At 70.1% G+C, this 25765-nt stretch carries 26 protein-coding genes and 1 tRNA gene; 19 read left to right on the top strand and 8 right to left on the bottom strand.

Translation table 11 applies throughout. The annotated features are described in order from the left end of the window. Positions 1-5: 5 nt before the first annotated feature. The 6 genes from AB0M01_RS04765 (at position 6) to AB0M01_RS04740 (ending at position 6344) form a co-directional block, all read left to right on the top strand. Positions 6-917, top strand: a complete 912-nt coding sequence (locus tag AB0M01_RS04765; RefSeq protein WP_363665512.1) for a TatD family hydrolase — start codon at positions 6-8, stop codon at positions 915-917. Next, positions 917-1531 carry a nitroreductase family protein gene (locus AB0M01_RS04760; protein ID WP_363665511.1) on the top strand — a complete coding sequence of 205 codons (615 nt, stop codon included), beginning with the start codon at positions 917-919 and terminating at the stop codon, positions 1529-1531. The genes AB0M01_RS04765 and AB0M01_RS04760 overlap by 1 nt, the downstream gene beginning before the upstream one ends. Before the next feature lie 217 nt (positions 1532-1748). After that, the gene (locus AB0M01_RS04755; RefSeq protein ID WP_363665510.1) at positions 1749-2864 is read left to right on the top strand and encodes a transglycosylase family protein; all 1116 of its coding nucleotides are present in this window, start codon (positions 1749-1751) and stop codon (positions 2862-2864) included. 13 nt (positions 2865-2877) lie between these two features. Further along, a complete protein-coding gene (gene rsmA, locus AB0M01_RS04750) occupies positions 2878-3762 on the top strand; it encodes a 16S rRNA (adenine(1518)-N(6)/adenine(1519)-N(6))-dimethyltransferase RsmA (protein ID WP_363665509.1) in 885 nt (294 codons plus the stop codon). 49 nt (positions 3763-3811) lie between these two features. Beyond that, on the top strand, positions 3812-4747 hold the full coding sequence (locus AB0M01_RS04745) for a 4-(cytidine 5'-diphospho)-2-C-methyl-D-erythritol kinase (RefSeq protein WP_363665508.1): 936 nt from the start codon (positions 3812-3814) through the stop codon (positions 4745-4747). A gap of 166 nt (positions 4748-4913) precedes the next feature. Continuing rightward, positions 4914-6344 carry an alkaline phosphatase PhoX gene (locus tag AB0M01_RS04740; protein WP_363665507.1) on the top strand — a complete coding sequence of 477 codons (1431 nt, stop codon included), beginning with the start codon at positions 4914-4916 and terminating at the stop codon, positions 6342-6344. Here the strand turns inward: AB0M01_RS04740 and AB0M01_RS04735 are convergent. From AB0M01_RS04735 to AB0M01_RS04725, 3 genes are all read right to left on the bottom strand, one after another. Continuing rightward, complete coding sequence (locus AB0M01_RS04735) at positions 6332-6706, bottom strand: hypothetical protein (protein ID WP_363665506.1); 375 nt, start codon at positions 6704-6706, stop codon at positions 6332-6334. The genes AB0M01_RS04740 and AB0M01_RS04735 overlap by 13 nt on opposite strands. Then, positions 6703-8070: a class I tRNA ligase family protein gene (locus AB0M01_RS04730; RefSeq protein WP_363665505.1), complete on the bottom strand. Its 1368-nt coding sequence runs from the start codon at positions 8068-8070 to the stop codon at positions 6703-6705. The genes AB0M01_RS04735 and AB0M01_RS04730 overlap by 4 nt, the downstream gene beginning before the upstream one ends. Positions 8071-8240: 170 nt before the next feature. After that, positions 8241-9563, bottom strand: coding sequence for a hypothetical protein (locus AB0M01_RS04725; RefSeq protein WP_363665504.1), 1323 nt, complete (start codon positions 9561-9563; stop codon positions 8241-8243). Positions 9564-9832: 269 nt separating this feature from the next. Here AB0M01_RS04725 and AB0M01_RS04720 point away from each other — a divergent pair, with 269 nt between their 5' ends. After that, positions 9833-11749 (top strand): translation factor GTPase family protein, encoded by a 1917-nt coding sequence (locus AB0M01_RS04720; protein WP_363665503.1) that lies wholly within the window; start codon positions 9833-9835, stop codon positions 11747-11749. A 26-nt stretch (positions 11750-11775) separates the two neighbouring features. Further along, a complete protein-coding gene (locus AB0M01_RS04715; RefSeq protein WP_363665502.1) occupies positions 11776-13596 on the top strand; it encodes an ABC-F family ATP-binding cassette domain-containing protein in 1821 nt (606 codons plus the stop codon). A gap of 428 nt (positions 13597-14024) precedes the next feature. Here AB0M01_RS04715 and AB0M01_RS04710 read toward each other — a convergent pair whose 3' ends face one another. Continuing rightward, positions 14025-14522 (bottom strand): MarR family transcriptional regulator, encoded by a 498-nt coding sequence (locus AB0M01_RS04710; protein ID WP_363665501.1) that lies wholly within the window; start codon positions 14520-14522, stop codon positions 14025-14027. 107 nt (positions 14523-14629) lie between these two features. Here AB0M01_RS04710 and AB0M01_RS04705 point away from each other — a divergent pair, with 107 nt between their 5' ends. Beyond that, positions 14630-15442: a methyltransferase domain-containing protein gene (locus AB0M01_RS04705; protein WP_363665500.1), complete on the top strand. Its 813-nt coding sequence runs from the start codon at positions 14630-14632 to the stop codon at positions 15440-15442. Then, positions 15442-15789, top strand: coding sequence for a VOC family protein (locus AB0M01_RS04700; protein WP_363665499.1), 348 nt, complete (start codon positions 15442-15444; stop codon positions 15787-15789). The genes AB0M01_RS04705 and AB0M01_RS04700 overlap by 1 nt, the downstream gene beginning before the upstream one ends. Before the next feature lie 47 nt (positions 15790-15836). Here the strand turns inward: AB0M01_RS04700 and AB0M01_RS04695 are convergent, their stop codons facing one another. Both AB0M01_RS04695 and AB0M01_RS04690 read right to left on the bottom strand, forming a co-directional pair. Continuing rightward, complete coding sequence (locus AB0M01_RS04695) at positions 15837-18293, bottom strand: FtsX-like permease family protein (protein ID WP_363665498.1); 2457 nt, start codon at positions 18291-18293, stop codon at positions 15837-15839. A gap of 2 nt (positions 18294-18295) precedes the next feature. After that, the gene (locus AB0M01_RS04690; RefSeq protein ID WP_363665497.1) at positions 18296-19075 is read right to left on the bottom strand and encodes an ABC transporter ATP-binding protein; all 780 of its coding nucleotides are present in this window, start codon (positions 19073-19075) and stop codon (positions 18296-18298) included. Positions 19076-19258: 183 nt separating this feature from the next. Between AB0M01_RS04690 and AB0M01_RS04685 the strand changes: the two genes are divergently transcribed. Genes AB0M01_RS04685 through AB0M01_RS04665 form a run of 5 tightly spaced genes read left to right on the top strand, consistent with a single transcriptional unit; the run spans position 19259 to position 21237 of the window. Continuing rightward, positions 19259-19573 (top strand): hypothetical protein, encoded by a 315-nt coding sequence (locus tag AB0M01_RS04685; RefSeq protein ID WP_363665496.1) that lies wholly within the window; start codon positions 19259-19261, stop codon positions 19571-19573. A 38-nt stretch (positions 19574-19611) separates the two neighbouring features. Further along, positions 19612-20070, top strand: a complete 459-nt coding sequence (locus AB0M01_RS04680; RefSeq protein ID WP_363665495.1) for an NUDIX domain-containing protein — start codon at positions 19612-19614, stop codon at positions 20068-20070. Positions 20071-20074: 4 nt separating this feature from the next. Continuing rightward, complete coding sequence (locus tag AB0M01_RS04675) at positions 20075-20404, top strand: nucleoside triphosphate pyrophosphohydrolase family protein (protein ID WP_363665494.1); 330 nt, start codon at positions 20075-20077, stop codon at positions 20402-20404. After that, entirely contained in the window at positions 20401-20841 is a 441-nt protein-coding gene (locus AB0M01_RS04670) for a hypothetical protein (protein WP_363665493.1), read from the top strand. The genes AB0M01_RS04675 and AB0M01_RS04670 overlap by 4 nt, the downstream gene beginning before the upstream one ends. Before the next feature lie 24 nt (positions 20842-20865). Continuing rightward, positions 20866-21237 carry a hypothetical protein gene (locus tag AB0M01_RS04665; RefSeq protein ID WP_363665492.1) on the top strand — a complete coding sequence of 124 codons (372 nt, stop codon included), beginning with the start codon at positions 20866-20868 and terminating at the stop codon, positions 21235-21237. Between the two features lie 4 nt (positions 21238-21241). Here AB0M01_RS04665 and AB0M01_RS04660 read toward each other — a convergent pair whose 3' ends face one another. Both AB0M01_RS04660 and AB0M01_RS04655 read right to left on the bottom strand, forming a co-directional pair. After that, positions 21242-21550, bottom strand: a complete 309-nt coding sequence (locus AB0M01_RS04660) for a hypothetical protein (RefSeq protein WP_363665491.1) — start codon at positions 21548-21550, stop codon at positions 21242-21244. Between the two features lie 137 nt (positions 21551-21687). After that, a tRNA-Gln gene (locus AB0M01_RS04655) sits at positions 21688-21759 on the bottom strand. A 123-nt stretch (positions 21760-21882) separates the two neighbouring features. Between AB0M01_RS04655 and AB0M01_RS04650 the strand changes: the two genes are divergently transcribed. The 4 genes from AB0M01_RS04650 (at position 21883) to AB0M01_RS04635 (ending at position 25728) form a co-directional block, all read left to right on the top strand. After that, positions 21883-22923, top strand: a complete 1041-nt coding sequence (locus AB0M01_RS04650) for an acyl-CoA desaturase (protein ID WP_363665490.1) — start codon at positions 21883-21885, stop codon at positions 22921-22923. Positions 22924-23073: 150 nt separating this feature from the next. Beyond that, a complete protein-coding gene (locus tag AB0M01_RS04645; RefSeq protein WP_363665489.1) occupies positions 23074-23676 on the top strand; it encodes a TetR/AcrR family transcriptional regulator in 603 nt (200 codons plus the stop codon). A gap of 178 nt (positions 23677-23854) precedes the next feature. After that, positions 23855-25033, top strand: coding sequence for a sensor histidine kinase (locus AB0M01_RS04640; protein WP_363665488.1), 1179 nt, complete (start codon positions 23855-23857; stop codon positions 25031-25033). A 17-nt stretch (positions 25034-25050) separates the two neighbouring features. Next, complete coding sequence (locus tag AB0M01_RS04635) at positions 25051-25728, top strand: response regulator transcription factor (RefSeq protein ID WP_363665487.1); 678 nt, start codon at positions 25051-25053, stop codon at positions 25726-25728. The last annotated feature ends 37 nt before the right edge of the window (positions 25729-25765 follow it).

The following is a 25765-nucleotide window of genomic DNA, read 5'->3' as shown; positions in this document are numbered from 1 at the left end:
GCGGCATGTCTGACGGTGTGGAGGTCGAGCGGCCGACCAGGGAGCGTGCGGCGATCGGGGAGGACGGGCGGTCGCGGGACCGGAGCCGGCCGGCGGTGCCGGACCAGTTGCCGATGGCGGTGGTCGACGCGCACTGCCACCTGGACATCGCCGACGGCGAGGACGGGAACTGGCTGAGTGCCGGGGAGGCGATCAAGCTCGCGGCGTCGGTGGGGGTGACGCGGATCGTGCAGGTCGGCTGCGACCTGCCGGGTGCCAAGTGGGCGGTCGAGGCCGCCGAGCAGCACCCGAACCTGATCGCCGGTGTCGCGCTGCACCCGAACGAGGCGCCGAAGCTGAAGGAGGCCGGCGAGCTGGACAGTGCGCTGGCCGAGATCGAGCGGCTGGCTTCGAGCTCGCCCAAGGTGCGCGTGATCGGCGAGACCGGGCTCGACTACTTCCGCACCGGTGAGGACGGCCGCGCGGCGCAGCACGAATCGTTCGCCGCGCACATCGAGCTGGCCAAACGGCTCGACAAGACGCTGATGATCCACGACCGGGACGCCCACGACGACATCCTGAAGATCCTCGACACCGAAGGCGTTCCGGACCGGCTGGTGATGCACTGCTTCTCCGGCGACACCGAGTTCGCGCGCAAGTGCGTGGAGCGCGGCGCGTTCCTGAGCTTCGCCGGGGTGGTGACCTTCAAGAACGCCCAGTCGCTGCGGGACGCGCTCGCCGTCACGCCGCTGGACCGGGTGCTGGTCGAGACCGACGCGCCGTACCTGACGCCCTCGCCGTACCGCGGGCAGCCGAACGCGTCGTACCTGATCCCGCACACCGTGCGGAAGATGGCCGGCGTGCTGAACATCTCCGTCGCGGAGCTGTGCGGCGCGCTCACCGAGAACGCGTTCCGCGCGTTCGGCGGCCGCTGGTAGTGGAGTTCTCCGAGGTCGTCCGGCGGCGCCGGATGGTGCGCGACTACGACCCGGCCCGGGAGATCCCGGACGACGTCCGCGAGCGGATCCTGGAGAACGGTCTGCGCGGGCCGTCGGCCGGGTTCAGCCAGGGCTGGGCGTTCCTCGTCCTCGAGGGCGCCGACCGGGACCGGTACTGGGCGATCACGGCCGCCGACGTCGACGCGAAGTATGTGCGATGGGTCACAGGGCTGCGCCGCGCGCCGCTGCTGATCCTGGCCTTCGCCGACAAGGCCGCGTACCTCGACCGGTACGCCGAGGCCGACAAGGGCCGGACCGATCGCGACGAGTCGCGCTGGGCGGCGCCGTACTGGTTCGTGGACACCGGGATGGCCTCGCTGCTGATGCTGCAGACGGTGGTCGACGAAGGGCTCGGAGCGTGCTTTTTCGGCGTACCGGGCGCGCTGCTGCCGGCGGTGAAGGCCGAGTTCGGCGTACCGGAGGAGCAGTTGTTCGTGGGGGTGATCTCGATCGGCTACCCGGCCCCCGACCGGCGGTCGCCGTCACTGCGCCGAGGGCGCCGGAGTACCGCCGAAGTGGTCCACCGCGGCCAGTGGGGCCGACACGCCGGGTAGTCGGCCCATTACACCTTTTCCGGCACGCCGGGGGAGAGGATTGGCGCTCTCGGGACTTCTTCGTTACTGTCTCGTGATGTTGGCCGGGATCGGGGAAGGTTCCGGGCAGCACGCCCCTCGGCGGAGACCAAGTTCTCCGGGCCCCAAAGCCCGGCGATCTCGGTGCCTGCCTGTGCTGTCGGACCCCGTGCCCGGGTAGCCCTACCTGGGAGCATGAGTGCGTAAGTCCATCATTGCGGCCGTCGGTGCGACGGCTGCGATCGCCGTCGTGGGCGGCAGCGTGGCCTATGCGAGCAAGAGCAAGACGGTGAGTCTGTCGATCGACGGCCAGGTGCAGAAGGTGCACACCTTCGGCTCGACCGTCGCCGACGCCCTGCAGGCCAAGGACATCCAGGTCGGTGAGCGTGACCTGGTCGCGCCCGCGCTGGACGCCAAGCTGCAGGACGGTCAGGAGATCGCGGTGCAGTACGGCCGCCAGCTGACCGTCAACCAAGACGGCACCACGAAGAACTTCTGGACCACGGCCGACAGCGTGAACGAGGCGCTGACCGACCTGGGACTGCGCTACGACGGCGCGTTCCTGTCCACCAGCCGCAGCGCCCCGATCGGGCGCGAAGGGCTGTCGCTGGAGGTCCGGACCCCGAAGACCGTGCAGTTCGTGCGGCAGGGCAAGGTCGTCTCGGTGCGGTCGATGGCGATGACCGTCGGCGAGGCGCTGACCGGCGCGAAGGTCGGCTACGACAAGGACGACCGGATCACCCCGGCCGTCGCGACCGTGCTGAAGCCGGGCGTCAACCGGATCACCGTGGTCAAGGTCGACGTCAAGAAGGTCACCAGGACCGAGGCGATCGCCTTCGAGAAGAAGGAGACCAAGTCGGCCGAGCTGACCGAGGGTGAGAAGAAGACGACCAAGCCCGGCAAGGCCGGCAGCAAGACGGTCGACTACCTGCTCACCTACGTCGACGGCAAGCTGGTCACCACCAAGACGCTGGCCACCAAGACCGTCTCCGAGCCGGTCGACGAGCTGGTCACGGTCGGCACCAAGCCGAAGGCCGACGGCGGCACCTCCGACGAGGAGCCCAGCACCGGTGACACCAGCGCCTGGGACCGGATCGCCGAGTGCGAGTCCGGTGGCGACTGGCACATCAACACCGGCAACGGGTACTCCGGAGGCCTGCAGTTCAGCAAGGGCACCTGGGTGAACTACGGCGGCGACAAGTACGCCCCGGAGGCGTACCTGGCGAGCAAGGCCCAGCAGATCGCGATCGCCGAGAAGGTCCGCGCCGCGCGCGGCGGGTACGGCGACTGGCCGGTCTGCGGCAAGCGCGCGTGACACACTGACCCGTGTGAGCAACACCGAATCATCCACTTCCGCCGGACCGAGACTGCTCGGTCCGGCGGAAGTGCGTTCACTGGCCGGCAGCCTCGGGCTGCGGCCGACCAAGCAGCGCGGCCAGAACTTCGTCATCGACCCGAACACCGTGCGCCGGATCGTCCGCGCCGCCGAGCTCGACCCGGCCGGCGAGACGGTGCTCGAGATCGGTCCCGGCCTCGGCTCGCTGACGCTGGCGCTGCTCGCCGAGGGGCACGCGGTGACCGCGGTCGAGATCGACCCGCTGCTGGCCGGCAAGCTGCCGTCCACGATCGCGGAGTACGCGCCCGGCCAGGCCGCGGCGTTCACCGTCGTCGAGGCCGACGCGATGGAGGTCGGTGCCGAAGCGATCGGTACGCCGTCCGCCTGCGTCGCCAACCTGCCCTACAACGTCGCCGTACCGGTCCTGCTGCACCTGCTCGCGATCGCGCCCTCGCTGCGGCACGGGCTGGTGATGGTCCAGTCCGAGGTCGCCGACCGGCTCGCCGCCCCGCCCGGCTCCCGCACGTACGGCGTACCGTCCGCGAAGGCCGCCTGGTACGCCGACGTCCGCCGGGCCGGCCCGATCGGGCGCAACGTCTTCTGGCCGGCGCCGAACGTCGACTCCGGACTCGTTGCCTTCACCCGACGGGAGCCACCGGCAACGACCGCCTCCCGCGAGGAGGTCTTCACGGTGATCGAGGCCGCGTTCTCGCAGCGCCGCAAGACCGTCCGGTCCGCCTTGGCCCGCTGGATCCCGGACCGCGCGCTGCTCGACGAGGTGTTCGCCGCCGCCGGGATCGACTCCGGGCTGCGCGGGGAGATGCTCGGGATCACCGAGTTCGCAGCACTCGCGGACGCGCGGCGCCGACTCACCTGATCGCGACGTGTTGTTCACGACTGCAAGAGCGCAACTGATGTCCTAGGGTGTGGCCGTGCCACCATCAGCCCAGGTCACCGTGCGGTCGCCGGCCAAGATCAATCTCGGTCTGTCGGTCGGTCCGCCGCGCCCGGACGGGTTCCACCCGCTGGCCACGGTGTACCAGGCCGTCGCGCTGTACGACGACGTCACCGCGACCCTGCGCGACGACGCCGACATCACCGTCGAGGTGGTCGGCGACTTCGCCGTCGACGTACCGACCGACGACTCGAACCTGGCGGTGCGGGCCGCGCGGCTGCTGCAGACCGAGTACGACGTCGAGGACGGCGTCGACCTGAGCATCCGCAAGACGATCCCGGTGGCCGGCGGGATGGCCGGTGGGTCCACGGACGCCGCCGCGACGCTGGTCGCCTGCAACCGGCTCTGGGGTCTGCAGCTGTCGCAGTCCGAGCTGCAGCACCTCGCCGCCGAGCTGGGCAGCGACGTCCCGTTCTGCCTCGTCGGCCACACCGCCCTCGGCCAGGGCCGCGGCGAACAGGTCACCGAGGTGATGTCCCGCGGCACCTTCCACTGGGTCTTCGCGATCGCCGACGGCGGCCTGTCGACCCCGGAGGTGTACGCCGAGCTCGACCGTCTCCGCCCGCTCCGCCGCGTCGAGGCCCCCGAGGTCCGCCCGGAGCTCCTCTCGGCCCTGCTCTCCGGCCGCCCCGCGGCCCTCGCAGTTGCCGTCAGCAACGACCTTCAGGCGGCAGCGCTTTCGTTGCGCCCGGAATTGGCCGCCACCCTGCAATTCGGCCTCGACCAGGGCGCGCTGGCCGCGATGATCTCCGGCTCCGGCCCGACCTGCCTCTTTCTCGCCGCCGACAGCCGCCGCGCGGTGGACCTGGCCGTGGAGCTGTCCGAATCCGGCCTCTGCCGGATGGTCCGCCAGGCCGAGGGCCCGGTCCCGGGGGCCAGAATTCTGCCGGCTGTAGTGAACAGATAACGCAGAGAAATACCGCAGAAAAGGTTAGCCTCAGCAAACTTTCTCGACCCGGATCGAGCAGCGGAATTTGTTCAGGTGCTGTTTGCCGGACGGCTGATCTGTCAGGCAAGGATCGAGCCCATCAGGGCGCGTGGGGAGCGCCATCGGGTTTGAGGAAAAGGTCACCATGTCTTTAGATCGTCGTGCAGTGCTGCGTGGAGCAGCTGTGGGTGGGGTCGGGTTCGCCGCTGTCGGTGCGGTGCCGTCGCTGGCGCAGGCCTCGCCCCAGGAGAAGGGCGGGACGTTCCCGCAGAACAAGCCGTTCCCGCCGCTGATGGACGACCCGAAGGGCCTGCTGGCGCTGCCCCCGGGCTTCAAGTACTCGATCGTCACGCGCGCCGGTGAGACCAAGCTGACGAGCGGTCAGCCGACCCCGGGCGCGCACGACGGGACGGCCGCGTTCTCCGACGGCCACGACTACCTGCTGATCCAGAACCACGAGATCGGCGGCAACGACCCGCTCGGCGTCCCGCAGATCAAGGGCACCGTGTACGACGCGGGCGTCGGCGCGGCCGGTGGCTGCACCGTCATCTCGGTCGACCGCAACGGCAAGAACCAGGGCGAGTGGGTCGGCCTGTCCGGCACCCTCACCAACTGCGCCGGCGGCCCGACCCCGTGGGGCACCTGGATGACGTGTGAGGAGACCGAGAGCAAGGCCAACGGCACCACCCGCCTGAAGGACCACGGCTACGTCTTCGAGGTCTGGGGCGACGGCAAGACCGCGAACCCGGTCCCGCTGAAGGCGCTCGGCCGCTACGCGCACGAGGCGCTGGCGATCGACAACGACCGCGAGCACATCTACCTGTCCGAGGACGCCGGCGGCCCGAACGGCCTCTTCTACCGGTGGACCGGCCCGCGCAAGTACCGGCTCGACCAGCGCAGCTGGAAGGACCTCGCCGACGTCGACTTCGGCACGCTCGAGGCGATGGCGATCCTCGGTGACGACGGCAAGCCGATCCCGGACGTCGCGTACCTGACGTCGGCGCAGCTGCTGCGTCCGTTCCGCGTCGCCTGGGTGAAGGTCCCCGACCGCGACGCCGTCTCGGTGTCCACCCGCAAGCAGTTCACCGACGGTCAGGTCACCCGTGGCAAGAAGTTCGAGGGCGTCTACGGCACCCACGACGGCGTGTACGTGGTGAACTCGTTCGCCAAGATGGGCACCACGGACATCCCGGCCGACGGCGTCCCGCACGAGGGCATGGTCTGGTTCTACAACTACGAGAAGGAGACCATCCAGCTGGTCACCTACTTCCCGGCCAACCCGGCCGCCGACCAGGGCTCCGCGGCGAAGTACAACGACTTCAACTTCGACGCTCCGGACAACGTGACCGTCACGCCGTGGGGTTCGCTGATCCTGGCCGAGGACGGCCTGCAGAGCAGCCACGTGCTCAGCTCGGTGCCGGGCGGCCCGACGTACGCGATCGCGCGGAACATGCTGAACGACTCCGAGTTCACCGGCCCGACGTTCTCCGACGACGGCAAGGTGCTCTTCGTCAACATGCAGACCCCGGGCATCACCTTCGCGATCACCGGTCCCTGGCGCGACTACCTCGGCTGAGCGACCTCGATGGTGGTGGGGGAGGCCGGCGCCAGTGCGGCGTCGACCTCCTCGATCACCGAGATCCCCTTCGAGCCGTCGAGGCGGTGCCAGTGCTCGGTGAGCGTCAGCACCCCCTCGGCGGTCCGGCCGGGCACGCTCCGCAGGCTGCCGGCGGTCACTGATCCGTCGGTGGCCAGCTGGCAGTACGTCGCGGTGATCGTGCCACTCTCGTCGCAGGTGCCGACCAGCCGGCCGAAGTGCAGCCTGCCGCCGCCGAACTCGGCCCAGATCAGGTTCCCGCGCTGCCGGTAGAGACCGGTCGGCGAGCCCGGCGGGTTGTTCAGCGGGCGGAACACGCGCCCGTCGTAGTTCACGCTCATCGGCCGGTCAGGATCGAGAGCAGCATCTCGGCACCGGGCGCACTCGCCGCCAGCCCGGTCAGCACCGCCCGTACGGCGAGCGCCGGGTCGAACCGCCGCGGCTCCAGCGCCGCCACGCCGCGCGTCACGTCCGCGGCCGCGAGGCTCGCGGGCAACGTCGACCGGTCGGGTTCCGCGTCCCGCGCCTTGTCCAGCAGCGGCCGCACGTACGCCTCGAACTCCCGGTACGCCGACAGCGTGAAGTCGCTCGCGAACCGGTCCGGCCGGTCCCAGGCCAGGTAGAGCCGGACGATGTCGACGTCCTCGTCGGTGAGGAAGTCGTTGGCCCAGATCGCGTGGTTGCGGCTGGTCGAGAACTTCTGCCCGTCGAGGGTGTAGAACTCGTTCACCTGCGCGCCGCCGATCGCGTCCGCGGGCACGCCCGCGGCCAGGTACACGGCCGGCCAGAACAGCGCGAAGTAGAACCCGTTGTCGATCCCGTTGAAGTGCCACAGCGACGCGACCTCGGACCATGCTTCCGCGGTCGCCTCCAGGCCGAGCGCGCCCGGCCGCAGCGACTGCGCGACGCCGTACACGGTGCTCAGCCCGACCTCGGCGTACACCTCGAGCCGCAGGCCCTCGTGCGGCCCGGTGCCGCGCAGACCCCAGTTCGTCGGGTAGGCGATCGGTACGTCGGGCAGCGGGTGCTCCAGGTAGTGCGAGACGATCCGGCGCGCCCGCTCGGGCAGCTCGGCGCGCAGCCAGATCTCGACCAGCTCGTCGCGGTAGTCCTCCATCGGCAGCACCGGCACGGTGGCGAGGAACGGGCGGGGTTCGCCACCGCACCGGTTGCACCGGGGGTCGACCAGGTTCTCGGCCGACGTGTAGCCGCCGCAGCCTTCGCAGCCACCACCGGCCGCCTCGGCGCCGCACCAGGCGCACTCGCCGACGACGTACGACTGGTGGAGGGTGCGGTCGCAGTCCTCGCAGGCGAGCAGCTCCAGCTCGCGCAGCGGGAACCGCCCGGCGTCGGTCAGGTCGGCGGCCAGCGTCGTGACGCCGTACTGGTACTCCGGGCTCTGCGGGTTCAGGAAGACGTCGTACTGGATCCGGGCGGCGTCCAGCGCGGCGACGATCTCGTTCCGGTACGCCGCCGCCAGCTTCTCGACGTCCACGCCCTCGTTCTCGGCGCGGGTCAGCACCCAGTTCTGGTGCACGTCGAAGCCGGCGGTGGTGACGACGCGTTCGCCGCGGGCCCGGGCGGCTCGCGCGGCGATGTCGGCGGCCAGGTACGGGCCGGACAGATGGCCGACGTGCAGGGGGCCGTTCGCGGTCGCGGGCGGGACGATGACAACGGTGGCGCCGGTTCTCGTCGAGGTGCTCATACGACTCCTCACAGCAGCGGCCGGGGGCTGCGCCCGGCCTGGTGACAGGTGCCACCGGGCCGGTCGCAGTCCGCGACGTTACTCCCGTGCGCGCGCGTGACGCGAGACGGAAAACCCTTGTTCACCAGGGTTTCCGGGGTCGATTTCTGAAGCGGTCGTTTGTTTCGGGATCAGCGCTGGTGGAAGCAGCAGGTCGCGGTGGCGCCGGTGGCCATGTTGACAACGCCGCCGTCCAGTTCCTGCGAGCCGCGGATCAGGAAACCGCCGAGGCCGTCCGCGACCAGGAACGCACCCCAGGTCAGCAGCCACTCCTCGCTGCCGTCGTCGGTCGGGAAGACCTCGGGCACCGGCCGGATCCGGCGCTGCAGCACCCACGGGTTGTCCATCGCCTCGCCGATCTTGGCCGCCCAGGTGGCCTCGTCGGTCAGCCAGCCGAGCAGTACGCCGTCGCCACCGTGCAGCGCGGTCGGCTTGAGCACCAGTTCCTCGCGGTTCGCGAGCGCGTACTGCTCCAGGTCCGTCTGTACGCCGTCGACCGTGACCGGTCCGCTGCGGACCATCCGCGTCCACGGCAGGATCCGGTCCAGCGCGGCCAGCTCGTCGGCCGGGTAGCGGTCGCGGTAGGCCTCGTCGGACAGCAACGCCAGCGCGCCCTTGCTGCCGTACAGCTCGGCGTCCAGCGGGGTGAAGATCGACACGTGCCCACGCTCGGCGGCCTGCAGTACGGGTTCGAGCAGCTCGACCGCGCCGGGCTTGAGGACGTCCTCGATCATGAACAGCCGGAACACCACGTCGATCGCGCGGTCGCCCAGCCAGATCCGGTCGTCGCGGTACTCCAGCGCGTCGACCGGGCAGGGGATCGCGTCGATGCCGAGCGGCTCCAGCATCTGGGCGCTCTTGTGCAGCTGGCGTTCCAGGTCGGGGTAGCTGTCCGGGAAGTCGGCGATCGCCATCACCGGGCGGACGCCGGTCGGCACCTTGGCCTCGGTGACGATGGTGCGGACCACCTCGGTCATCGTCTCGGCGTACTCGAGCTCGTTGGACTTGACGAAGTCGGCGATGAACGGGTGCTCCAGCATCGCCGCGTTCAGTACCGGGTTGTCGACGCCGCCCACGGTGCTGCCCATGTTGATCTCGAGCAGGTGGAAACCGTCGGCGTCGCGGTACAGGTCCGCGCGGCCCATCCGGCTCGGCGCCGGCCCGCGGCCGCGGGAGATCGCCCGGACCTGGGTCTCGGCCATCCCGACCGTGCGCGCGAACTCGGCGAGGTCGCCGCCGAAGACGCGCTCGGGAAGCCGGGTCAGCGCCGAGTGCAGCAGGTCCAGGTCCGCGACCAGCTGCCGGTACGGCTCGGCTTCGAGGAAGGTCGGCCGGCTCAGGCAGCGGCCGAGGTAGGTGGTGGCGTCGAGCTCGGGGGCGGCCGCGGCGAGGATCGCACTGGCCTTCGGGCCGCGATCGGCGGCCGCCCGGAGATAGTCGTCCGTCAGGGACATCGGGAACTCCTCGTGTCCACGACGCCCGAGAACCCTTGTTCCGCGAAGTGTTTCAAACAAGACCTGGGCGGTCGTGTGGGCGGCAGGGTACTTGTCGCGGCAACTACTTCGGAAGGGCTGGAAAACCAGCTGCGCCCGGTGTTGTCCCGGCGTTACGCTCGTCAAACGTTTGTCCTGCGAGAAGGAGACCCTGATGCGCCGACTTTCGATCCACCCCATCACCAACCGATGGATCGAATCTCTGGCAGGGACCTTTGAGCACACTGACGATGGGAATCCTGGCGCATGTTGACGCCGGCAAGACCAGCCTGACCGAGCGGCTGCTGCACACGGCGGGGGTGATCGACCGCCTCGGCAGCGTCGACGCCGGCAGCACCCGCACCGACACGATGGACCTCGAACGCCGCCGCGGCATCACGATCCGCTCCGCGGTGGTCTCGTTCGAGCTCGCCGGGACGACGGTCAACCTGATCGACACCCCCGGACACTCCGACTTCATCGCCGAGGTCGAGCGCGCCCTCTCGGTGCTGGACGGCGCCGTCCTGGTGATCTCCGCGGTCGAGGGCGTCCAGGTGCAGACGCGGCTGCTGATGCGCACGCTGCAACGGCTGCGGATCCCGACGCTGCTGTTCGTGAACAAGATCGACCGGATGGGTGCCCGGTACGACGAACTGCTGGCCGATGCCCGGCGGTTGCTGACGCCGGCGGTGGTTCCGCTCGGCGAGGTCGCGGCGCTGGGGACGCGCGCGGCGCGCTTCACGCCGTACGCCGCAGGGCATCCGTCGATCGACGAAGTGCTTGCCGAGCGCAACGACTCGTACCTGGCGCGCTATCTGGCGGACGGCCTGACTCCGGCCGCTCAGCACGCTGAGCTTGCTGCTCAGGTCCGGGACGCGGTCGTGCATCCGGTGTACTTCGGCTCGGCCATCACCGGCGACGGTCTCGATCCGCTGGTCGAGGGCATCACCACGCTGTTGCCGAGAGCAAGCGAGTCTCCGTCGGAGGCGTTGCAGGGAACGGTTTTCAAGGTCGAGCGTGGACCGGTGGGGGAGAAGGTGGCCTCCGCCCGGATCTTCGCCGGGACGCTGCGCGCCCGCGAACAGACGGTGATCCACCGGGCGGTCCCGGCGGCCGCCGGAGCGACCTACGCTGCCAAGCCCTCCTCGCTCGCGCTCTTCTCCCAGGGCCGGACCGAGCGGGTCGACGCCGTCGAGGCCGGTCACATCGTCGCGCTCCGCGGCCTCAAGGAGATCCAGATCGGCGACCAGCTCGGGTCTCCCAGCGACCGCGGCGGCCGGCTCTTCGCGCCGCCGACGCTCGAAACCGTCGTCCGGGCCAACGACCGCCTCAAGCTCTTCCAGGCCCTCCAGCAGTTCGCCGAGCAGGACCCGCTGATCCGGGTCCGCCAGGACGACGAGATATCGGTCAGCCTGTACGGCGAAGTCCAGAAGGAGGTGATCGCCAGCCTGCTCGCCGACGAGTACGGGCTGCAGGTCACCTTCGACCAGACCCGCCCGATCCACCAGGAGCACCCGATCGGCGTCGGCTCCGCCGTCCGGGAGATGGGGGAGCCCGGCAACCCCTGGGTCGCCACGGTCGGCTTCCGCGTCTCCCCGGCCGAGCCCGGCGCGGGCGTCGACTACCGCCTCGGCGTCGAGCTCGGCGGGCTCCCACGCGCCTTCCACACCGCGATCGAGGAGACGGTCCGGCAGACCCTGCTCCAAGGCCTCTACGGCTGGGAGGTCGACGGCGTACGGATCGAGTTGACCCGCACCGGCTACTCCTCCGTCACCTCGACCGCCGGCGACTTCCGCGCCTTGGTCCCGCCGGTCCTGCTGGAGGCCCTGGCCCAGTCCGGCACCACCGTGCTGGAGCCGGTCAACCACTTCGAGCTCGACCTCCCACCCGATGCCGTCTCCCCGATCCTCGGCCGCCTGGCCGAGTCCCGCGCCACCGTCGAAACCACCCAGATCACCTCCAGCCACGCTCAGCTCACCGGCCTCATCCCCGCCGCTCGGGTCCACATCTTCGAGTCCCAGCTCCCCGGCCTCACCCACGGCGAAGGCATCCTCCTCACCACCTTCGACTCCTTCCAGCCGTTCCCCGGCCCGCCACCGACCCGCCCCCGCACCGACGGCAACCCGCTGAACCACAAGGAGTACCTGGTGCATCTGAATCAGCTGTAGTACCGATCCCGTACGCTGGGGCGGTTATGGCTGCCACCCCTGCACCCAATCTGGTCAATCTCGAAGGCGTCTCCAAAGGCTTCGGAACCCGGCTTCTGCTCGACAAGGTGAGCCTCGGCGTCGGCCGCGGCGACCGGGTCGGCGTGGTCGGGCGGAACGGGGACGGCAAGTCGACGCTGCTGCAGCTCCTGGCCCGCACCCAGGAGCCCGACGACGGCCGGGTCACCCAGAACCGCGACCTCCGGCTCGGGTACCTCGGCCAGAGCGACGACCTCGACCCGGCGCTGACCGTCAGCAAGGCTGTCCTCGGCGACGTCGAGACCTACACCTGGGCCGCCGACCCGCGGGCCCGGTCGGTGATGGAGCACCTGCTCGGCGAGATCGACCACGAGGCCCTGATCGGCACGCTGAGCGGTGGCGAGCGCCGCCGCGCGTCGCTGGCCCGGTTGCTGCTGACCGACGTGGACCTGCTGGTCCTCGACGAGCCGACCAACCACCTGGACATCGAGGCGGTGAACTGGCTCGCCGCGCACGTGGTGGACCGGGCCGGCGCGCTCATCGTCGTCACCCACGACCGGTGGTTCCTGGACGCGGTCTGCACCGAGACGTGGGAGGTGCAGGGCGGCCGGGTCTCGTCGTACGAGGGTGGCTACGCGGCGTACGTGCTGGCCAAGGCCGAGCGGGCGCGCGCCGAGCAGGTGATGGAAGGCAAGCGGCAGAACCTGCTGAAGAAGGAGCTGGCCTGGCTGCGGCGCGGCGCTCCGGCCCGGACCTCGAAGCCGAAGTTCCGGATCGACGCCGCCAACGCCCTGATCGAGAACGAGCCGGCCCCGCGGGACAAGCTCGCGCTGTCGCAGCTGGCGACGTCGCGGCTGGGCAAGGACGTGTTCGACGCGGAGAACGTGAGCCTGGCGTTCGGCGACCGGGTGATGCTCGACCACGTCACGTTCCGGCTCGGCCCGGCCGACCGGATCGGGCTGCTCGGCCCGAACGGCGCCGGCAAGACGACGTTCCTGAAGGTGCTGACCGGCCAGCTCGCGCCGGACTCCGGTCTGGTGAAGCAGGGCAAGACGGTCCGGATCGCGAACCTCTCGCAGACCCTCGACGAGGTCGAGGGGCAGTCGACCGTGCTCGCGCACATCACCGACATCCGCCGTACGGCGGCGCTGGCCGGCCGGGGCGGCGAGCTGACGTCGTCGCAGCTGCTGGAGCGCTTCGGCTTCACCGGCGACAAGCTGACCACGCGGACCAGCGACCTGTCCGGTGGCGAGCGGCGCCGGCTGCAGCTGCTCCGGATCCTGCTCGACGAGCCGAACGTGCTGATCCTCGACGAGCCGACCAACGACCTGGACGTCGAGACACTGACCGTGCTGGAGGACTTCCTCGACAGCTGGCCCGGCGTCGTCGTGGTGGTCACCCACGACCGGTACTTCCTGGAGCGGGTCAGCGACATGGTCTACACGATCATGGGCGACGGCAAGGTCCGGCACCTGCCGCGCGGCGTCGAGCAGTACCTGGACGAGCTGGAGTCCGGCGGTCTTGCGCGCCGGGTCGTGGCCAGTGCTCCTTCTCCCGCGTCGATGCCTGCGGCTCCGGCCCCGGCCGCGGTCGCCGCCGCGCCCGTCGACGCGGCCGCCGCCCGGGCCGCGAAGAAGGAGCTGAACCGGATCGAGCGCCAGCTCTCGAAGCTGTCCGACACCGAGAAGAAGCTGCACGACCAGCTCGCCACCCACGCGAGTGACTACGGCCGGCTGGCCGAGCTGGACACCGAGCTGCGCAAACTCACCGAGGAACGCGAAGAGCTCGAGCTGGCCTGGCTGGAAGCCGCCGAACGCGCCGAGAGCTAGCCGTTGTCGGCGCTCTCGGGAGCACGCCGGAAATGCATTTAAATACTGTATACATGATCAAATGTTTGACCACGGGAAATCGCGGCGTACTCTCCCATCCCCTGTGATTGGGAGGTACGCCGCGATCCCTTGGGTGAGCGGGCCCCGTTGTGGTCGTCGTTGTCCGGGCCCCGAGCCCCGGACACCACCGACCTCCTTCGGCAGACCACCTCTTGCCGCCGAAAGACACCTTGTTCGCAACGATGTGTAGCCGAAAACGTACCGACAGTGAGGACCTTAGTGCGCATGGTCACTCAGTGTCGACAGCGGTCTGCTACAGCACCTTCACGATCCGGTTGCAACTAGCAACGATCGGAACGGGTATTAAGTGACGCGCGGTCTTTTCGGATTATTCCGGCGCAATTCGCGGCGGTTTCCGTGGTTACCGGTCAGTGTGATTCCTGGTCGAACGGACCGACCAGTTCGCGGAGCAGCCGGGCCAGCTTGGCCTGGTCCCGCTCGGTGACCGCGGCGAGCAGCGTGCGCTCGTGCGCGAGCAGGTCGGCCAGCGCCGCGTCGACGGAGTCACGGCCGGCGGCGGTCAGCTGGACCAGGACCCCGCGCCGGTCGGCGGGATCGGGCAGCCGCTCGACCAGGCCGCGCGCGGCCAGCCGGTCGACGCGGTTGGTCATCGTGCCCGAGGTGACCAGGGTTTCCTTGAGCAGCCGGCCGGGGGAGAGCTGGTACGGCGCGCCTGCGCGGCGCAGCGCCGCCAGCACGTCGAACTCCCAGGACTCCAGCCCGTACGTCGCGAAGGCGTGACTGCGGGCGCGGTCCAGGTGCCGCGCCAGGCGGGTGACCCGGGACAGCACCTCCATCGGCGCCACGTCGAGATCGGGCCGCTCGCGGCGCCAGGCCTCGATCAGCCGGTCGACCTCGTCTTTCATGGATCGAGAGTATCGGTCAAGACTCTTGACATCAAGACAACTTCCGGGAGAGTCTGTCGGTGCGGAAAGTATCTCGACGTCAAGAGATCTAGTGTAGGGAGCCCAGCATGCGCACCTCGCCGGTGTGGAACCCCCAGCAGTACGGCAAGTACGCCGGCGAGCGCGGCCGCCCGTTCGCCGACCTGATCGCCCGGATCGGCCTGATCCGCGGCGAGGACCGGCCCGGCGCCGACGCCCCGGCGGTGGTGCTCGACCTCGGCTGCGGCCCCGGCAACCTCACCGTCGGCCTGCTCGATCGGTGGCCCTCGGCAACGGTCCACGGCGTCGACAGCTCGGTCGAGATGATCACCGAGGCGCAGAAGCTCAGTTCGGCCCGCCTGAGCTTCGAGGTCGGCGACCTGCGCGAGTGGTCGGCGCCCGACGAGTCGGTCGACGTGATCGTCACCAACGCGACCCTGCAGTGGATCCCCGAGCAGCTCGACCTGCTGCCCGGTTTCGTCCGGGCGCTGCGTCCCGGCGGCTGGCTGGCGATCCAGATCCCCGGCAACGGCGACGCCCCCTCGCACGCGATCCTCCGCGAGCTGGCCGGGCGTCCGCCGTACGCCGAGTACGCCGCCGGCAAGTCGCTGCGTCCCGACGTCCCCGGCCCGGCCGAGTACGTCGAGGTGCTGAGCGGGCTCGGCTGCACTGTCGACGCGTGGGAGACGACGTACAGCCATCTGCTCCCCGGCGACAACGCCGTGCTGGAGTGGGTGAAGGGGACCGGCGCTCGCCCGGTCCTGCAGTCGCTGCCGGACGAACTGCGGGCGCAGTTCGAGGCCGAGTACGGCGCGCGCCTGGCGGAGGCCTACCCGCGCCGCGACTACGGCACGCTGCTCCCGTTCCGGCGGATCTTCGCCGTCGCCCAGAAGGAGGCCTGATGCGCCTCGACCACGTCCAGGTCTCCTGCCCGCCCGGCGGCGAGGAGGTCGCCCGCGCGTTCTACCGCGACGCGCTCGGGCTGACCGAGATCGCGAAACCACCGTTGCTCGCGGCAAGGGGTGGTTGCTGGTTCCGGGAGGGATCGGCGGAGATCCACGTCGGCGTCGAGCAGGACTTCCGCCCGGCCCGCAAGGCGCACCCGGCGTTCGCGGTCGACGACCTGGACGCTTTGGCGGCGAAGCTCGAAGAGCTCGGCTACCCGGTCACCTGGGACAACGAGACGATCCCGGGCCGCCGGCGGTTTCACACCACCGACGGCCACGGGAACCGGGTCGAGATCGTCTGACCTGGGCGGCGACCGGAGCTCCCCTCTGAACCCCGGCCGCCACCAGCTCACTCGGTCGCCAGCGCCCCCGCCGGAGCGACCTTCGCGGCCCGGCGGGCTGGGAGCACCGAGGCGAGCAGGCCGGCGACCGCCGCGACCAGCGCGATCGTGACCAGCAGCGTCACCGGTACGGCGTACTGGACCTTGCCGTCGGTCTGCGAGCTCATCAGCGCCGCCGTACCGGTCCAGCCGTAGACCAGTCCGAGCACGATGCCGAGTCCTGCGGCGACCAGTGCCATCAGCAACGACTCGACCGCGAGCATCCCGCGCAGCTGGCGCCGGGTCAGACCCATTGCCCTGAGCAACGCGTTCTCCCGGGTGCGCTCCAGGACCGACAGGCTGAGCGTGTTGCCGACGCCGACCAGTGCGATCAGCACCGATACCCCGAGCAGGCCGACCGCGACGATCAGCAGGACGTCGAACACCTGGGTGTACGCGCTGCGCTCGGCCAGACCGCCGTCGACGTTCAGCACCTTCACCGACGGCAGTGACTGCTGCACCGCGTCGATCACGTCCGGGCCGTCCGCCTTCGGGTCGCTGGCCAGCCAGAACCCGGAGATTGCGGCGGCCGGGGCGAGCTTCTGCAGATCGCCCTGGGTGATCGTGATCGGGTCCAGCCCGGCCGCCTGCTGCGCCTTCAGCGTGACCTTGTGGCCGGAGGCAACGAGGGTGATGTCGGAGCCGTCGGACAGCTGCAGCATCCGCATCGTCTGCAGGTCGAGCAGCGCGACGCCGGGCCGCAGTTGCGCGGCCAGCTGCGGATTGTGGATGATCGAGCCAGCGCGGGCCTGGTCGACCCCGGTGATGGTCAGCGTCTGGTCGCCGGTCTTCACATCGACGGTCCGGATCGGGACCACCTGGGTGATGCCCTTGATGTCGCGCAGCTGCTGCTCTGCGCCGGCCGGCAGCTTCTCGTCGTACGTGCGGACGGTCAGGTCGACCGGGTACTCGCCGTCCATCGTCACGTCGAACGTCTTGCGCACCGACGCGATCCCGACGCAGGTCAGGCTGATCAGCGTGACACCGATCAGGAGCGCGGACGTGGTGGCCGCCGTACGGCGTGGGTTGCGGACCGCGTTCGCGACCGCGATCCGAGCCGGTACGCCGCCCTTGCGGGCCGGGAGCGCGCCGAGCAGCCGGACCAGCGCCGGGACCAGGAGCGATCCGATCGCCAGGACGCCGACGAAGGAGATCACGCCGCCGGCGACGCCGATCACGACCTGACTCATCGCGGCGCTTGCCGCCAGCAACAACCCGCCGCCGGCCAGCAGCAGGAAGCCGAGGATCAGCCGGACGACCCCGCGCTTGGACGCCGCCGCGGGAGCGGCCTCGGGACGCAGGGCCGCCAGCGGGGCGACCTTCGTGGCCCGGCGGGCCGGGACGATCGCGGCCAGCACGGTCGCGACGGTACCGAGCAGCAGCGGCGCGAAGATCGACACCAGGTCGAGGTGCAGGCTGATCGGCGGCAGCTCCAGGTCGAACTCGCGGGACAGCGCCAGGCCGAGCGCCGACAGCGCGACCCCGACCACGACGCCGATCGCGGAGGCGACCAGACCGACCACGGACGCCTCGGCCAGCACCGAGGAGAACACCTGCCGGCGGGACGCGCCGACGCAGCGCAGCAGCGCCATCTCGCGAGTCCGCTGGGCGATCACGATCGTGAAGGTGTTCGCGATCACCAGGCAGGCGACGAACAGCGCGATCACGGCGAACATGCCGAACACGCCGCCGAGCACGTCGATCCCGTTGGTGAAGCTCTTCACCTCGTGGTCGATCCAGCCCGCACCGGTGTAGACCTGCAGACCCGGTACGACGGCGCCGACCGCCGCGGCCAGCGCGGCCTGGTCGGTGCCGGGCTGGGCGCTCACCTTGATCTGGTTCACGTAGCCCTGCGGCTCGAAGACCTTCACCGCCTGCGGCGTCGCCACGGCGGCGCCGGTACCGAAGCTGGTGGAGTCGTCGAGGATGCCGACCACGGTCACGGTCCAGCGCTTCTCGTCGTACGAGCTGAGCTGGAGCTTGTTGCCGAGGGCGACCTTGTTCTTCTCGGCGGTGCGGGCCGGGATCGCGATCTCGAGGTTGCCCGTGGGCAGCCGGCCGGAGCTGGTCTTCGGCCCGGCGATCTTGGAGGTGTCGTACAGCGCCTTGATCGGCAGGTAGCTCGGGCGGACCTGGCCGGCCCACTGGATCTGCAGGTAGGCGCCGGTGTCGACCACCACCGACGACGCCTGCGGCAGCTTCTGCACCGCGGCGACGTCCTTGGGCTCGATCGAGCGCCGGTCGCTCTCGACGACGGCGTCCACGCCGGCGTTCGACTTGCCGATCGTCTCGTCGATCCCGTGCGAGGCCGACGCGTGCACCGACAGGGCCAGGGTGCCGAAACCGACCCCCAGCACGATCGCCAGGCAGGCGGCGACCAGGCGGCCCAGGTGGGCGCGCAGCGAGGAGAGGATGGAGCGTCGCACGGTCAGGCCCCCAGCTGCCGCAGGGCGCCGAGCACGCTCTCCGGCGTCGGCTCGAGCAGCTCACCGGCCAGCTTGCCGTCGGCGAGCAGGACCACGCGGTCGGCGTACGAGGCGGCCAGCGGGTCGTGGGTGACCATCACGACGGTCTGCCCGAACTCGCGGACGCTGCGGCGGAGGAAGCCGAGGACCTCGGCGCCGGAGCGCGAGTCCAGGTTTCCGGTCGGCTCGTCGGCGAAGACGACCTCCGGACGGCCGACCAGCGCACGGGCGACCGCGACGCGCTGCTGCTGACCACCGGACAGCTCCGACGGGCGGTGCGTGAGCCGGTCCTGCAGACCGAGTACGTCGACCAGGGTGCCGAGCCACTGCTGGTCGGGCTTGCGATTGCCGAGCTCGAGCGGCAGCAGGATGTTGTCCTTGGCCGAGAGCATCGGGAGCAGGTTGAACGACTGGAACACGAACCCGATCCGGTCGCGGCGGATCCGCGTCAGCTCGGCGTCTGGCAGCGTGGTCAGTTCGGTCTCCCCGAGCAGCACCTGCCCACCGGTCGGCGTGTCCAGCCCCGCCAGGCAGTGCATCAGCGTCGACTTGCCGGACCCCGACGGCCCCATGATCGCCGTGAACCGCCCGACCCCGAAGTCGACCGACACCCCGTCGAGGGCCGCCACCGCGGTGTCACCCTGCCCGTACACCTTGCGCAACTCGTGCGCCCGGATCGCGGTCTTCGTGGCGGCGTCCTGCGCCAAACGCCCGAGCGGCAGCTCACCGGTCTGGATGGTCATCGTTCTCCTCTGGAGCATTCGGTGCCGGGGTGGTTCCCGGCACCCTCCAGAAGTTAGTGAATTCCCGGTGTGGTCACGTCGGACCACGGCAGGAATTCGGCGTACGACCGTGGTCGTACGGCGGGGGAGTTTGCCTTACGCAACAGTCTTTTCCGGAGCCCGGCCGTGTGCGAGACTCGCGCCATGAAGGCCCTCTCCCTGTGGTCGGACAACTCGTTCCTCTCGATCGCCAGCCGCGACTCGATCCTGTCGATCGGCTCGGCCGGCTCGGTCCTCAGCATCGGCTCCGTCGGCTCCGCCCTCTCGATCGGCTCGGTCGGCTCGACGCTGTCGGCCTTCTCCACCGGCTCGGTCCTCTCCCTCGGCTCCGCCCTCTCGGCCCGCTCCCGCTGGTCCCTCCTCAGCAGCGAGGGCAACCGCTCGGTCCTCCACAAGCGCACCGTCCCCACCGGAGTCACGGTCGCGGTCCTCCTGCTCGCCCTCACCCACCGCCGCTAGCTCGCTCCTTGTCGGTGGCCCCTGGCAGCCTGACCGACATGCCGATCCCGCGCGCCGCCGCAGTAGTCGTCGACGGCCCCCGAGCCCTCCTGATCAAGCGCTACCTCCGCCAGCCGCCCGGCCGCCTCTGCGTCATGTGCGAGGCCGTCGCGCTCGGCCCCACCTGCCCCGGCCATTCGTACGCCGTACTCCCCGGCGGCCACGTAGAACCCGGCGAGACCCCCGAGACCACCGCCCTCCGCGAGCTCACCGAGGAAACCACCCTCACCGCCACCATCGCCCGCCTCCTGCACACCGGCACCCACAACGGCCGGGTCGCGACGTACTACCTGATGACCAACGTCACCGGCACCCCGGTTCTGTCCGGCCCCGAGGCTCAGGCCCACAGCCCCAACGACAGCTACGAGCTGCTCTGGGCCGACCCCGCAGACTTCGCGGCCCTCGGCCTGTACCCGCCGGACGTCGTACGACCTCTGACCGAGCTGCTCCTAGGCTGACCCCGTGGACCTCAACGAGTACCAGCAACTGGCCCTCCGTACGGCGTCCCCGAAGGACAAGCCCAACGAGGTCTTCCAGCTCCTCCTCGGCCTGGTCGGCGAGACCGGCGAGATCGCCGAGAAGGCCAAGAAGATCGTCCGCGACCGGGGCAGCGACTTCACCCAGTGGGACACCGAGGACCTCACCAAGGAACTCGGCGACACCCTCTGGTACCTCGCGGTCCTCGCCGACTACTTCGACATCCCGCTCGAGGAGGTCGGCCGCCGCAACATCGCCAAACTCGCCGACCGCCGCCAGCGCGCGGTCCTCGGCGGCAGCGGCGACAACCGATGAGCACCGACTCCCCGGCGTACGGCGTGATCCGGGACGGGATCGCCCTCCGCGAACAAGGCCGCGCGCCGGAAGCCAAGGCGCTGCTGGAATCCCTCATCCCCGAGGCCGACCGCAGCGACGACCCGTACCTGCAGATCTTCCTCGCCCACTCCCTGGCCGACGTCCAGGAAACCCCCGAAGCCGAACTCGCCTGGGACCTCCGCGCCCTCGCTCTGATGGATTCCCTCACCGACGCCCAGGCCCACGCCCGAGGCAACCCCGGCGGCAAGAACGCGCTCCTCCCGTCCCTCCACCTCAACCTCGCCGTCGACTACCGCCGCCTCGGCGACCTCCCGAACGCGCGCCACCACTACGCCCTCGGCGAGGCGCATCTCGACGCGCTGGCCGATGACGCGTACGGCGACAGCATCCGCACGGCGTACGCCGAAGGCCTCTGACCCTCGAACCACGAAGATGCTGCAATGCCCGAACAACACTCCCGCCCCGTCCCCGGCGGCCGCGCCTTCTTCACCACCGCACGCCTCTGGCACCTCACCGAGGACCTCCCCGTCGAGTCCGTCGCGATCGACGCGATCGCCGAGTTCGACCAGGACTGCTGGTTCGGCGGCCGCGCCGTCACCTGCCGCATGGTCGCCGAGCATGCTGGCCGGATCCAGCGCGCCGATTTGTCCTACCCCGTGATTTTGTCGTCCGACGGGCGCCTGATGGACGGCGGCCACAGGATCGCCAAGGCCTGGCTGGCCGGCGAAACCACCATCAACGCCAGGCGCTTTGAGACCGATCCTGAGCCGGACTACATCAAGTGGGACGACAACCAGGAACGTCTCGCCTGAGCTGTCACCGCCAGATCCACCCGATCGCTGTCCACAGCCCGATCGCCGCGAGCACAGCCACCGCCCCGAACGGCAGGGCGACGCCGATGTCCGTGAGGCGGTCACGCAACGTCGGCTTCATGATCGTGACCGGCTCGAACGACGGCAGGGATTCGGAGAACCACTGGGCAGCGTGCTCCTGCGAGCAGAAATCCGGCGTGGCGTGGCCGCCGTCTCGCTCGACGGTTACTGCAAGCCACTCATCCGCCGGCTCGCCAGGCTCGTACCGAAGCTCGCAGACTTCGCAGCGTGTGTACCCGTCGTTGTCGACCACGCATTCAGGATGAAGGCGCTCACGATGCGCAGGCAAAGCCTTTCATGCGCTCCGCTCGGCGGCGCAGTACTCAGTGTGCGCCTGGAGCGGGCATAGCACCGCGTGGGACGAACCCGTCCACCACCCGAACGATCTTGCTCCCCCGCCAGGTTTCGATCCTGGTCTTCGAGATTCAAAGTCTCGCGGGCTGCCGATTACCCCACGGGGGACCGCTGGTGCGTGCGGACAGTTTGCCATGGGTGGGGCGCACGACACGCGTAGGGGTTCCTTACCTACGGCTCCGTAGGTTACGGTTGCGTAGGTAAGCCGTCCTCCACCTGAGGGAACACGACATGACTCCACCCGCCGTGGCCGCACCGGAGGCGCCGACCCGCGCCCAGCAGGCCGACGAGCTCGACGTCGACACCGGAACGCTGGGGGGTGAGCAGAAGCAGGTCTGGGAGCAGGTCGCGCTGGCGCTGTTCATCGGGATCCCGTTCCTGGCCGTGCTGGCCGCCGTACCGATCGCCTGGGGCGGGTTCCTGGGGTGGCGGGACATCGTGATCGCGGTGGTGTTCTACACGGTCGCGGGGCACGGGATCTCGATCGGGTTCCACCGGCTGTTCACGCACAAGTCGTTCAAGCCGAACCGGGCGATGAAGTACGCGCTGGCGATCGCCGGGTCGCTGGCGATCGAGGGGCCGGTGGTGCGCTGGGTGGCCGACCACCGCAAGCACCACAAGTTCTCCGACCGCGACGGCGACCCGCACAGCCCGTGGAAGTACGGGAACACGCTCGGTGCGCTGGCCAAGGGGTTCGGGCACGCGCACATCGGCTGGCTGTTCGACACCGAGCAGACGCCGCAGCGCCAGTACGCGCCGGATCTGCTGAAGGACAAGGACATCGTCAAGGTGTCGCGGATGTTCCCGTTCCTGGTGCTGGTCTCGCTGCTGCTGCCGGCGGTCATCGGCGGCCTGTGGTCCTGGTCGTGGCAGGGGGCGCTGACGGCGTTCTTCTGGGCGAGCCTGGTCCGGATCGCGCTGCTGCACCACGTCACCTGGTCGATCAACTCGATCTGCCACACGATCGGCGACCGGCCGTTCAAGAGCCGCGACAAGTCGGGCAACGTGTGGTGGCTGGCGATCCTCAGCCAGGGCGAGTCGTGGCACAACCTGCACCACTCCGACCCGACCTGCGCGCGGCACGGCGTACTGAAGGGTCAGCTGGACACCTCGGCGCGCTGCATCTGGTTCTTCGAGAAGCGCGGCTGGGTCAGCGACGTGCGGTGGCCGGTGCCGGAGCGGCTCGAGGCGCGGCGGGTCAGCGCGGAGGAGCAGGCCGCGGACAAGGCCGCCGAGCGGGCGGCGCTGCGCAAGACCAAGGTCGCGGCCTGAGACCGTCCACACAGTCCGGTACGACGGCCCGCCGGTCACAATCCGGTGCGTGCGGAGAAATCTCCCGGCGGGCGGCACCGGCGTACGGCATGATGCTGACGTGATCTCGACGTGACGGAACCCAAACCGCGACGATCCACCCGGGTCCGGATGACGAGTGCGGAGCGCCGCGAGCAACTCATCACCATCGCCCGTGCGCTGTTCGCCCAGAAGGGCTACGAAGGCACCTCGGTCGAGGAGATCGCGGCGCGCGCCGAGGTCTCCAAGCCGGTCGTCTACGAGCACTTCGGCGGCAAGGAAGGCCTGTACGCCGTGGTGGTGGACCGCGAGGTCCGCAGCCTGCTCGACACCGTGACTGCTTCGCTGACCGCCGGCCGGGCGCACGAACTCGTGGAACAGGCGGCGCTGGCGCTGCTGGACTACATCGAGAGCTCCTCGGACGGCTTCCGGATCCTGGTCCGGGACTCGCCGGTCGGGTCGTCGAGCGGGTCGTTCATCTCGATCCTGAGCGACGTCGGGACGCGGGTCGAGCACATCCTGGCCGAGGAGTTCAAGCGGCGCGGGCTGGACCCGAAGAACGCGCCGATGTACGCGCAGATGCTGGTCGGGATGGTCGCGCTGACCGGGCAGTGGTGGCTGGACGCGCGCCGCCCGAAGAAGCCGGACGTCGCCGCGCACCTGGTCAACCTGGCCTGGAACGGGCTGTCCGGGCTGGAGGCCAAGCCGGTCCTGTCGACCCGTCCGCACAAGTAGGCGGACGCCCATCACCCACTAACCTCGGTGAAAGCCCCGATTCGGCGCCCGGCTGAGCGTGCGGGCCGGGGTTGCGGCGAGGTTAGTGTGTGATGGGCGTCCGTGCTACGCAGGTAGGACCCCCACATCCGCCCGTGGCACGACGTTTTCCGGCCACCTCCGCCGTACGCTGACCGCCATGACGGGGTTCTTCACGGCTCGGCGGGTCTCGCCGCAGTCCAAGGCGTTCGACCTGCTGCTCGCGGGTGGGCTGACGCTGTTCTTCGGGTTCCTCTCGCTCGCGCAGGTGCAGTTCGCCGGGGTGGTCGGGGTCGCGTTGCTGGTGCCGCTGGTCTGGCGGCGCAGCTACCCGGAGCTGGTCTTCTTCGGCGTCTCCGCGATCGCCGTGCTGCAGTGGCTGGCCGGGATCGACCTGCAGGCCGGCAACGTCGGTCTCCTGGTCGCGCTCTACACGATCTCCGTGTACGGCGAGGTCAGGTACAGCCGGATCGCGCTCGGCGTCGGCGGCCTCGGCGTGCTGATGGCGACCGCCCGGTACTACGCGAGCTCGGACTGGCGTCAGCAGATCACGATGATGGTCGCGTTCGGCGCGGTCGTGTTCGGGGTCTGGGCGTTCGGCGAGCGGCGGCGGACCAGAGGCCTCTACGTGCAGCAGCTGGAGGAGCGGGCCGTCCAGGCCGAGCGGGACCGTGACCGCGAGGCCGCGCTCGCGGTGTCCAACGAGCGGACCCGGATCGCCCGCGAGATCCACGACGTGGTCGCGCACGGCCTGTCGATCATGATCGTCCAGGCCGACGGCGGCCTGTACGCCGCCGACGCGTCGCCGGAGCAGGCGAAGAAGGCGCTGGCCACGATCGGCGACACCGGGAGGGCGTCGCTGACCGAGATGCGCAAGATGCTCGGGCTGCTCAAGCAGGACGAGCAGAACGAGCTCGACCCGAACCAGCCGCGGCCGCAGCCCGGGGTGTCGTCGCTGCCCGAGCTGGTCGAGAACGTCCGCGAAGCCGGGTTGACCGTCGACTACTCGGTGACCGGGACACCGCGCGACCTGCCGGCGCTGCTCGGCCTCACGGCGTACCGGATCGTGCAGGAAGGGCTGACGAACACGCTGAAACACGCCGGGCCGGGGGCGCGGACCTCCGTCACTCTGGACTTCGGGCGCGAGATGCTGACCGTGGTGGTCACCGACGACGGCCGCGGCGGCGGGGTCGCGCCGAGCAGCGACCCGGGGCACGGACTGGTCGGGATGCGGCAACGCGCCTCGATCTCCGGCGGTACGGTGAACGCCGGTCCCAAGGCGGGCGGCGGGTACGAGGTGGTCGCGAAGCTCCCGTACGCCGGACCGCCTGACCAGTAAGCGATTCCGGAGGAACTGTGAGCGAGACCGACGACGGCGTGATCCGGGTCTTCCTGGTCGACGACCAGGAACTGGTCCGGGCCGGGTTCACCATGCTGGTGGACTCCCAGCCCGACATGCGGGTGGTCGGCCAGGCCGGCGACGGCGGCGAGGCGCTGGAGAAGCTGCGGGTGACCGCGAGCGACGTCGTGCTGATGGACGTCCGGATGCCGCGGCTGGACGGCGTCGAGGCGACCCGGCAGGTGCAGTCGTTGCCGGAGGCCCCGAGGGTGATCGTGCTCACGACGTTCGACCTGGACGAGTACGCGTTCGCGGCGATCAAGGCGGGGGCCGCGGGGTTCCTGCTGAAGAACACGCCGCCGGCCGATCTGCTGTCGGCGATCCGGCAGGTGCATTCCGGGGACGCGGTGGTGTCACCCAGTACGACGCGCCGCCTGCTCGAGCACTTCGCCGGCGCGCTGCCGGACGAGGAGCGGGAGGTGCCGGATCTCGCCGATCTCACCGCGCGGGAGCGCGAGGTGCTGGTCGAGGTGGCGCGGGGGTTGTCGAACACGGAGATCGCGCAGCTGTTCACGCTGTCGGAGGCGACGGTGAAGACGCACATCGGGCGGATCCTGGCGAAGACGGGGCTGCGGGATCGGGTGGCGCTGGTGGTGCTCGGGTACGAGACGGGCTTGGTCAAAGCGCACGGGTGAGGAGTTGGCCCGGGAGGGCGGTCTGGGACACCATGGG

The organism is Kribbella sp. NPDC051770 (genome assembly GCF_040681455.1).
GTDB lineage: Bacteria > Actinomycetota > Actinomycetes > Propionibacteriales > Kribbellaceae > Kribbella.
Note: the sequence above shows the minus strand (reverse complement) of the source record. Positions and strands in the feature narration are given on the sequence as shown.

Excerpts from the sequence above, each read along its gene's own strand:
- AB0M01_RS04765 (WP_363665512.1), top strand. The coding sequence starts at position 6 with ATGTCTGACGGTGTGGAGGTCGAGCGGCCGACCAGGGAGCGTGCGGCG.
- AB0M01_RS04740 (WP_363665507.1), top strand. The coding sequence starts at position 4,914 with ATGTCTTTAGATCGTCGTGCAGTGCTGCGTGGAGCAGCTGTGGGTGGG.
- AB0M01_RS04735 (WP_363665506.1), bottom strand. The coding sequence starts at position 6,706 with ATGAGCGTGAACTACGACGGGCGCGTGTTCCGCCCGCTGAACAACCCG.
- AB0M01_RS04730 (WP_363665505.1), bottom strand. The coding sequence starts at position 8,070 with ATGAGCACCTCGACGAGAACCGGCGCCACCGTTGTCATCGTCCCGCCC.
- AB0M01_RS04725 (WP_363665504.1), bottom strand. The coding sequence starts at position 9,563 with ATGTCCCTGACGGACGACTATCTCCGGGCGGCCGCCGATCGCGGCCCG.
- AB0M01_RS04720 (WP_363665503.1), top strand. The coding sequence starts at position 9,833 with ATGGGAATCCTGGCGCATGTTGACGCCGGCAAGACCAGCCTGACCGAG.
- AB0M01_RS04715 (WP_363665502.1), top strand. The coding sequence starts at position 11,776 with ATGGCTGCCACCCCTGCACCCAATCTGGTCAATCTCGAAGGCGTCTCC.
- AB0M01_RS04710 (WP_363665501.1), bottom strand. The coding sequence starts at position 14,522 with ATGAAAGACGAGGTCGACCGGCTGATCGAGGCCTGGCGCCGCGAGCGG.
- AB0M01_RS04705 (WP_363665500.1), top strand. The coding sequence starts at position 14,630 with ATGCGCACCTCGCCGGTGTGGAACCCCCAGCAGTACGGCAAGTACGCC.
- AB0M01_RS04700 (WP_363665499.1), top strand. The coding sequence starts at position 15,442 with ATGCGCCTCGACCACGTCCAGGTCTCCTGCCCGCCCGGCGGCGAGGAG.
- AB0M01_RS04690 (WP_363665497.1), bottom strand. The coding sequence starts at position 19,075 with ATGACCATCCAGACCGGTGAGCTGCCGCTCGGGCGTTTGGCGCAGGAC.
- AB0M01_RS04685 (WP_363665496.1), top strand. The coding sequence starts at position 19,259 with ATGAAGGCCCTCTCCCTGTGGTCGGACAACTCGTTCCTCTCGATCGCC.
- AB0M01_RS04680 (WP_363665495.1), top strand. The coding sequence starts at position 19,612 with ATGCCGATCCCGCGCGCCGCCGCAGTAGTCGTCGACGGCCCCCGAGCC.
- AB0M01_RS04670 (WP_363665493.1), top strand. The coding sequence starts at position 20,401 with ATGAGCACCGACTCCCCGGCGTACGGCGTGATCCGGGACGGGATCGCC.
- AB0M01_RS04665 (WP_363665492.1), top strand. The coding sequence starts at position 20,866 with ATGCCCGAACAACACTCCCGCCCCGTCCCCGGCGGCCGCGCCTTCTTC.
- AB0M01_RS04650 (WP_363665490.1), top strand. The coding sequence starts at position 21,883 with ATGACTCCACCCGCCGTGGCCGCACCGGAGGCGCCGACCCGCGCCCAG.
- AB0M01_RS04645 (WP_363665489.1), top strand. The coding sequence starts at position 23,074 with ATGACGAGTGCGGAGCGCCGCGAGCAACTCATCACCATCGCCCGTGCG.
- AB0M01_RS04640 (WP_363665488.1), top strand. The coding sequence starts at position 23,855 with ATGACGGGGTTCTTCACGGCTCGGCGGGTCTCGCCGCAGTCCAAGGCG.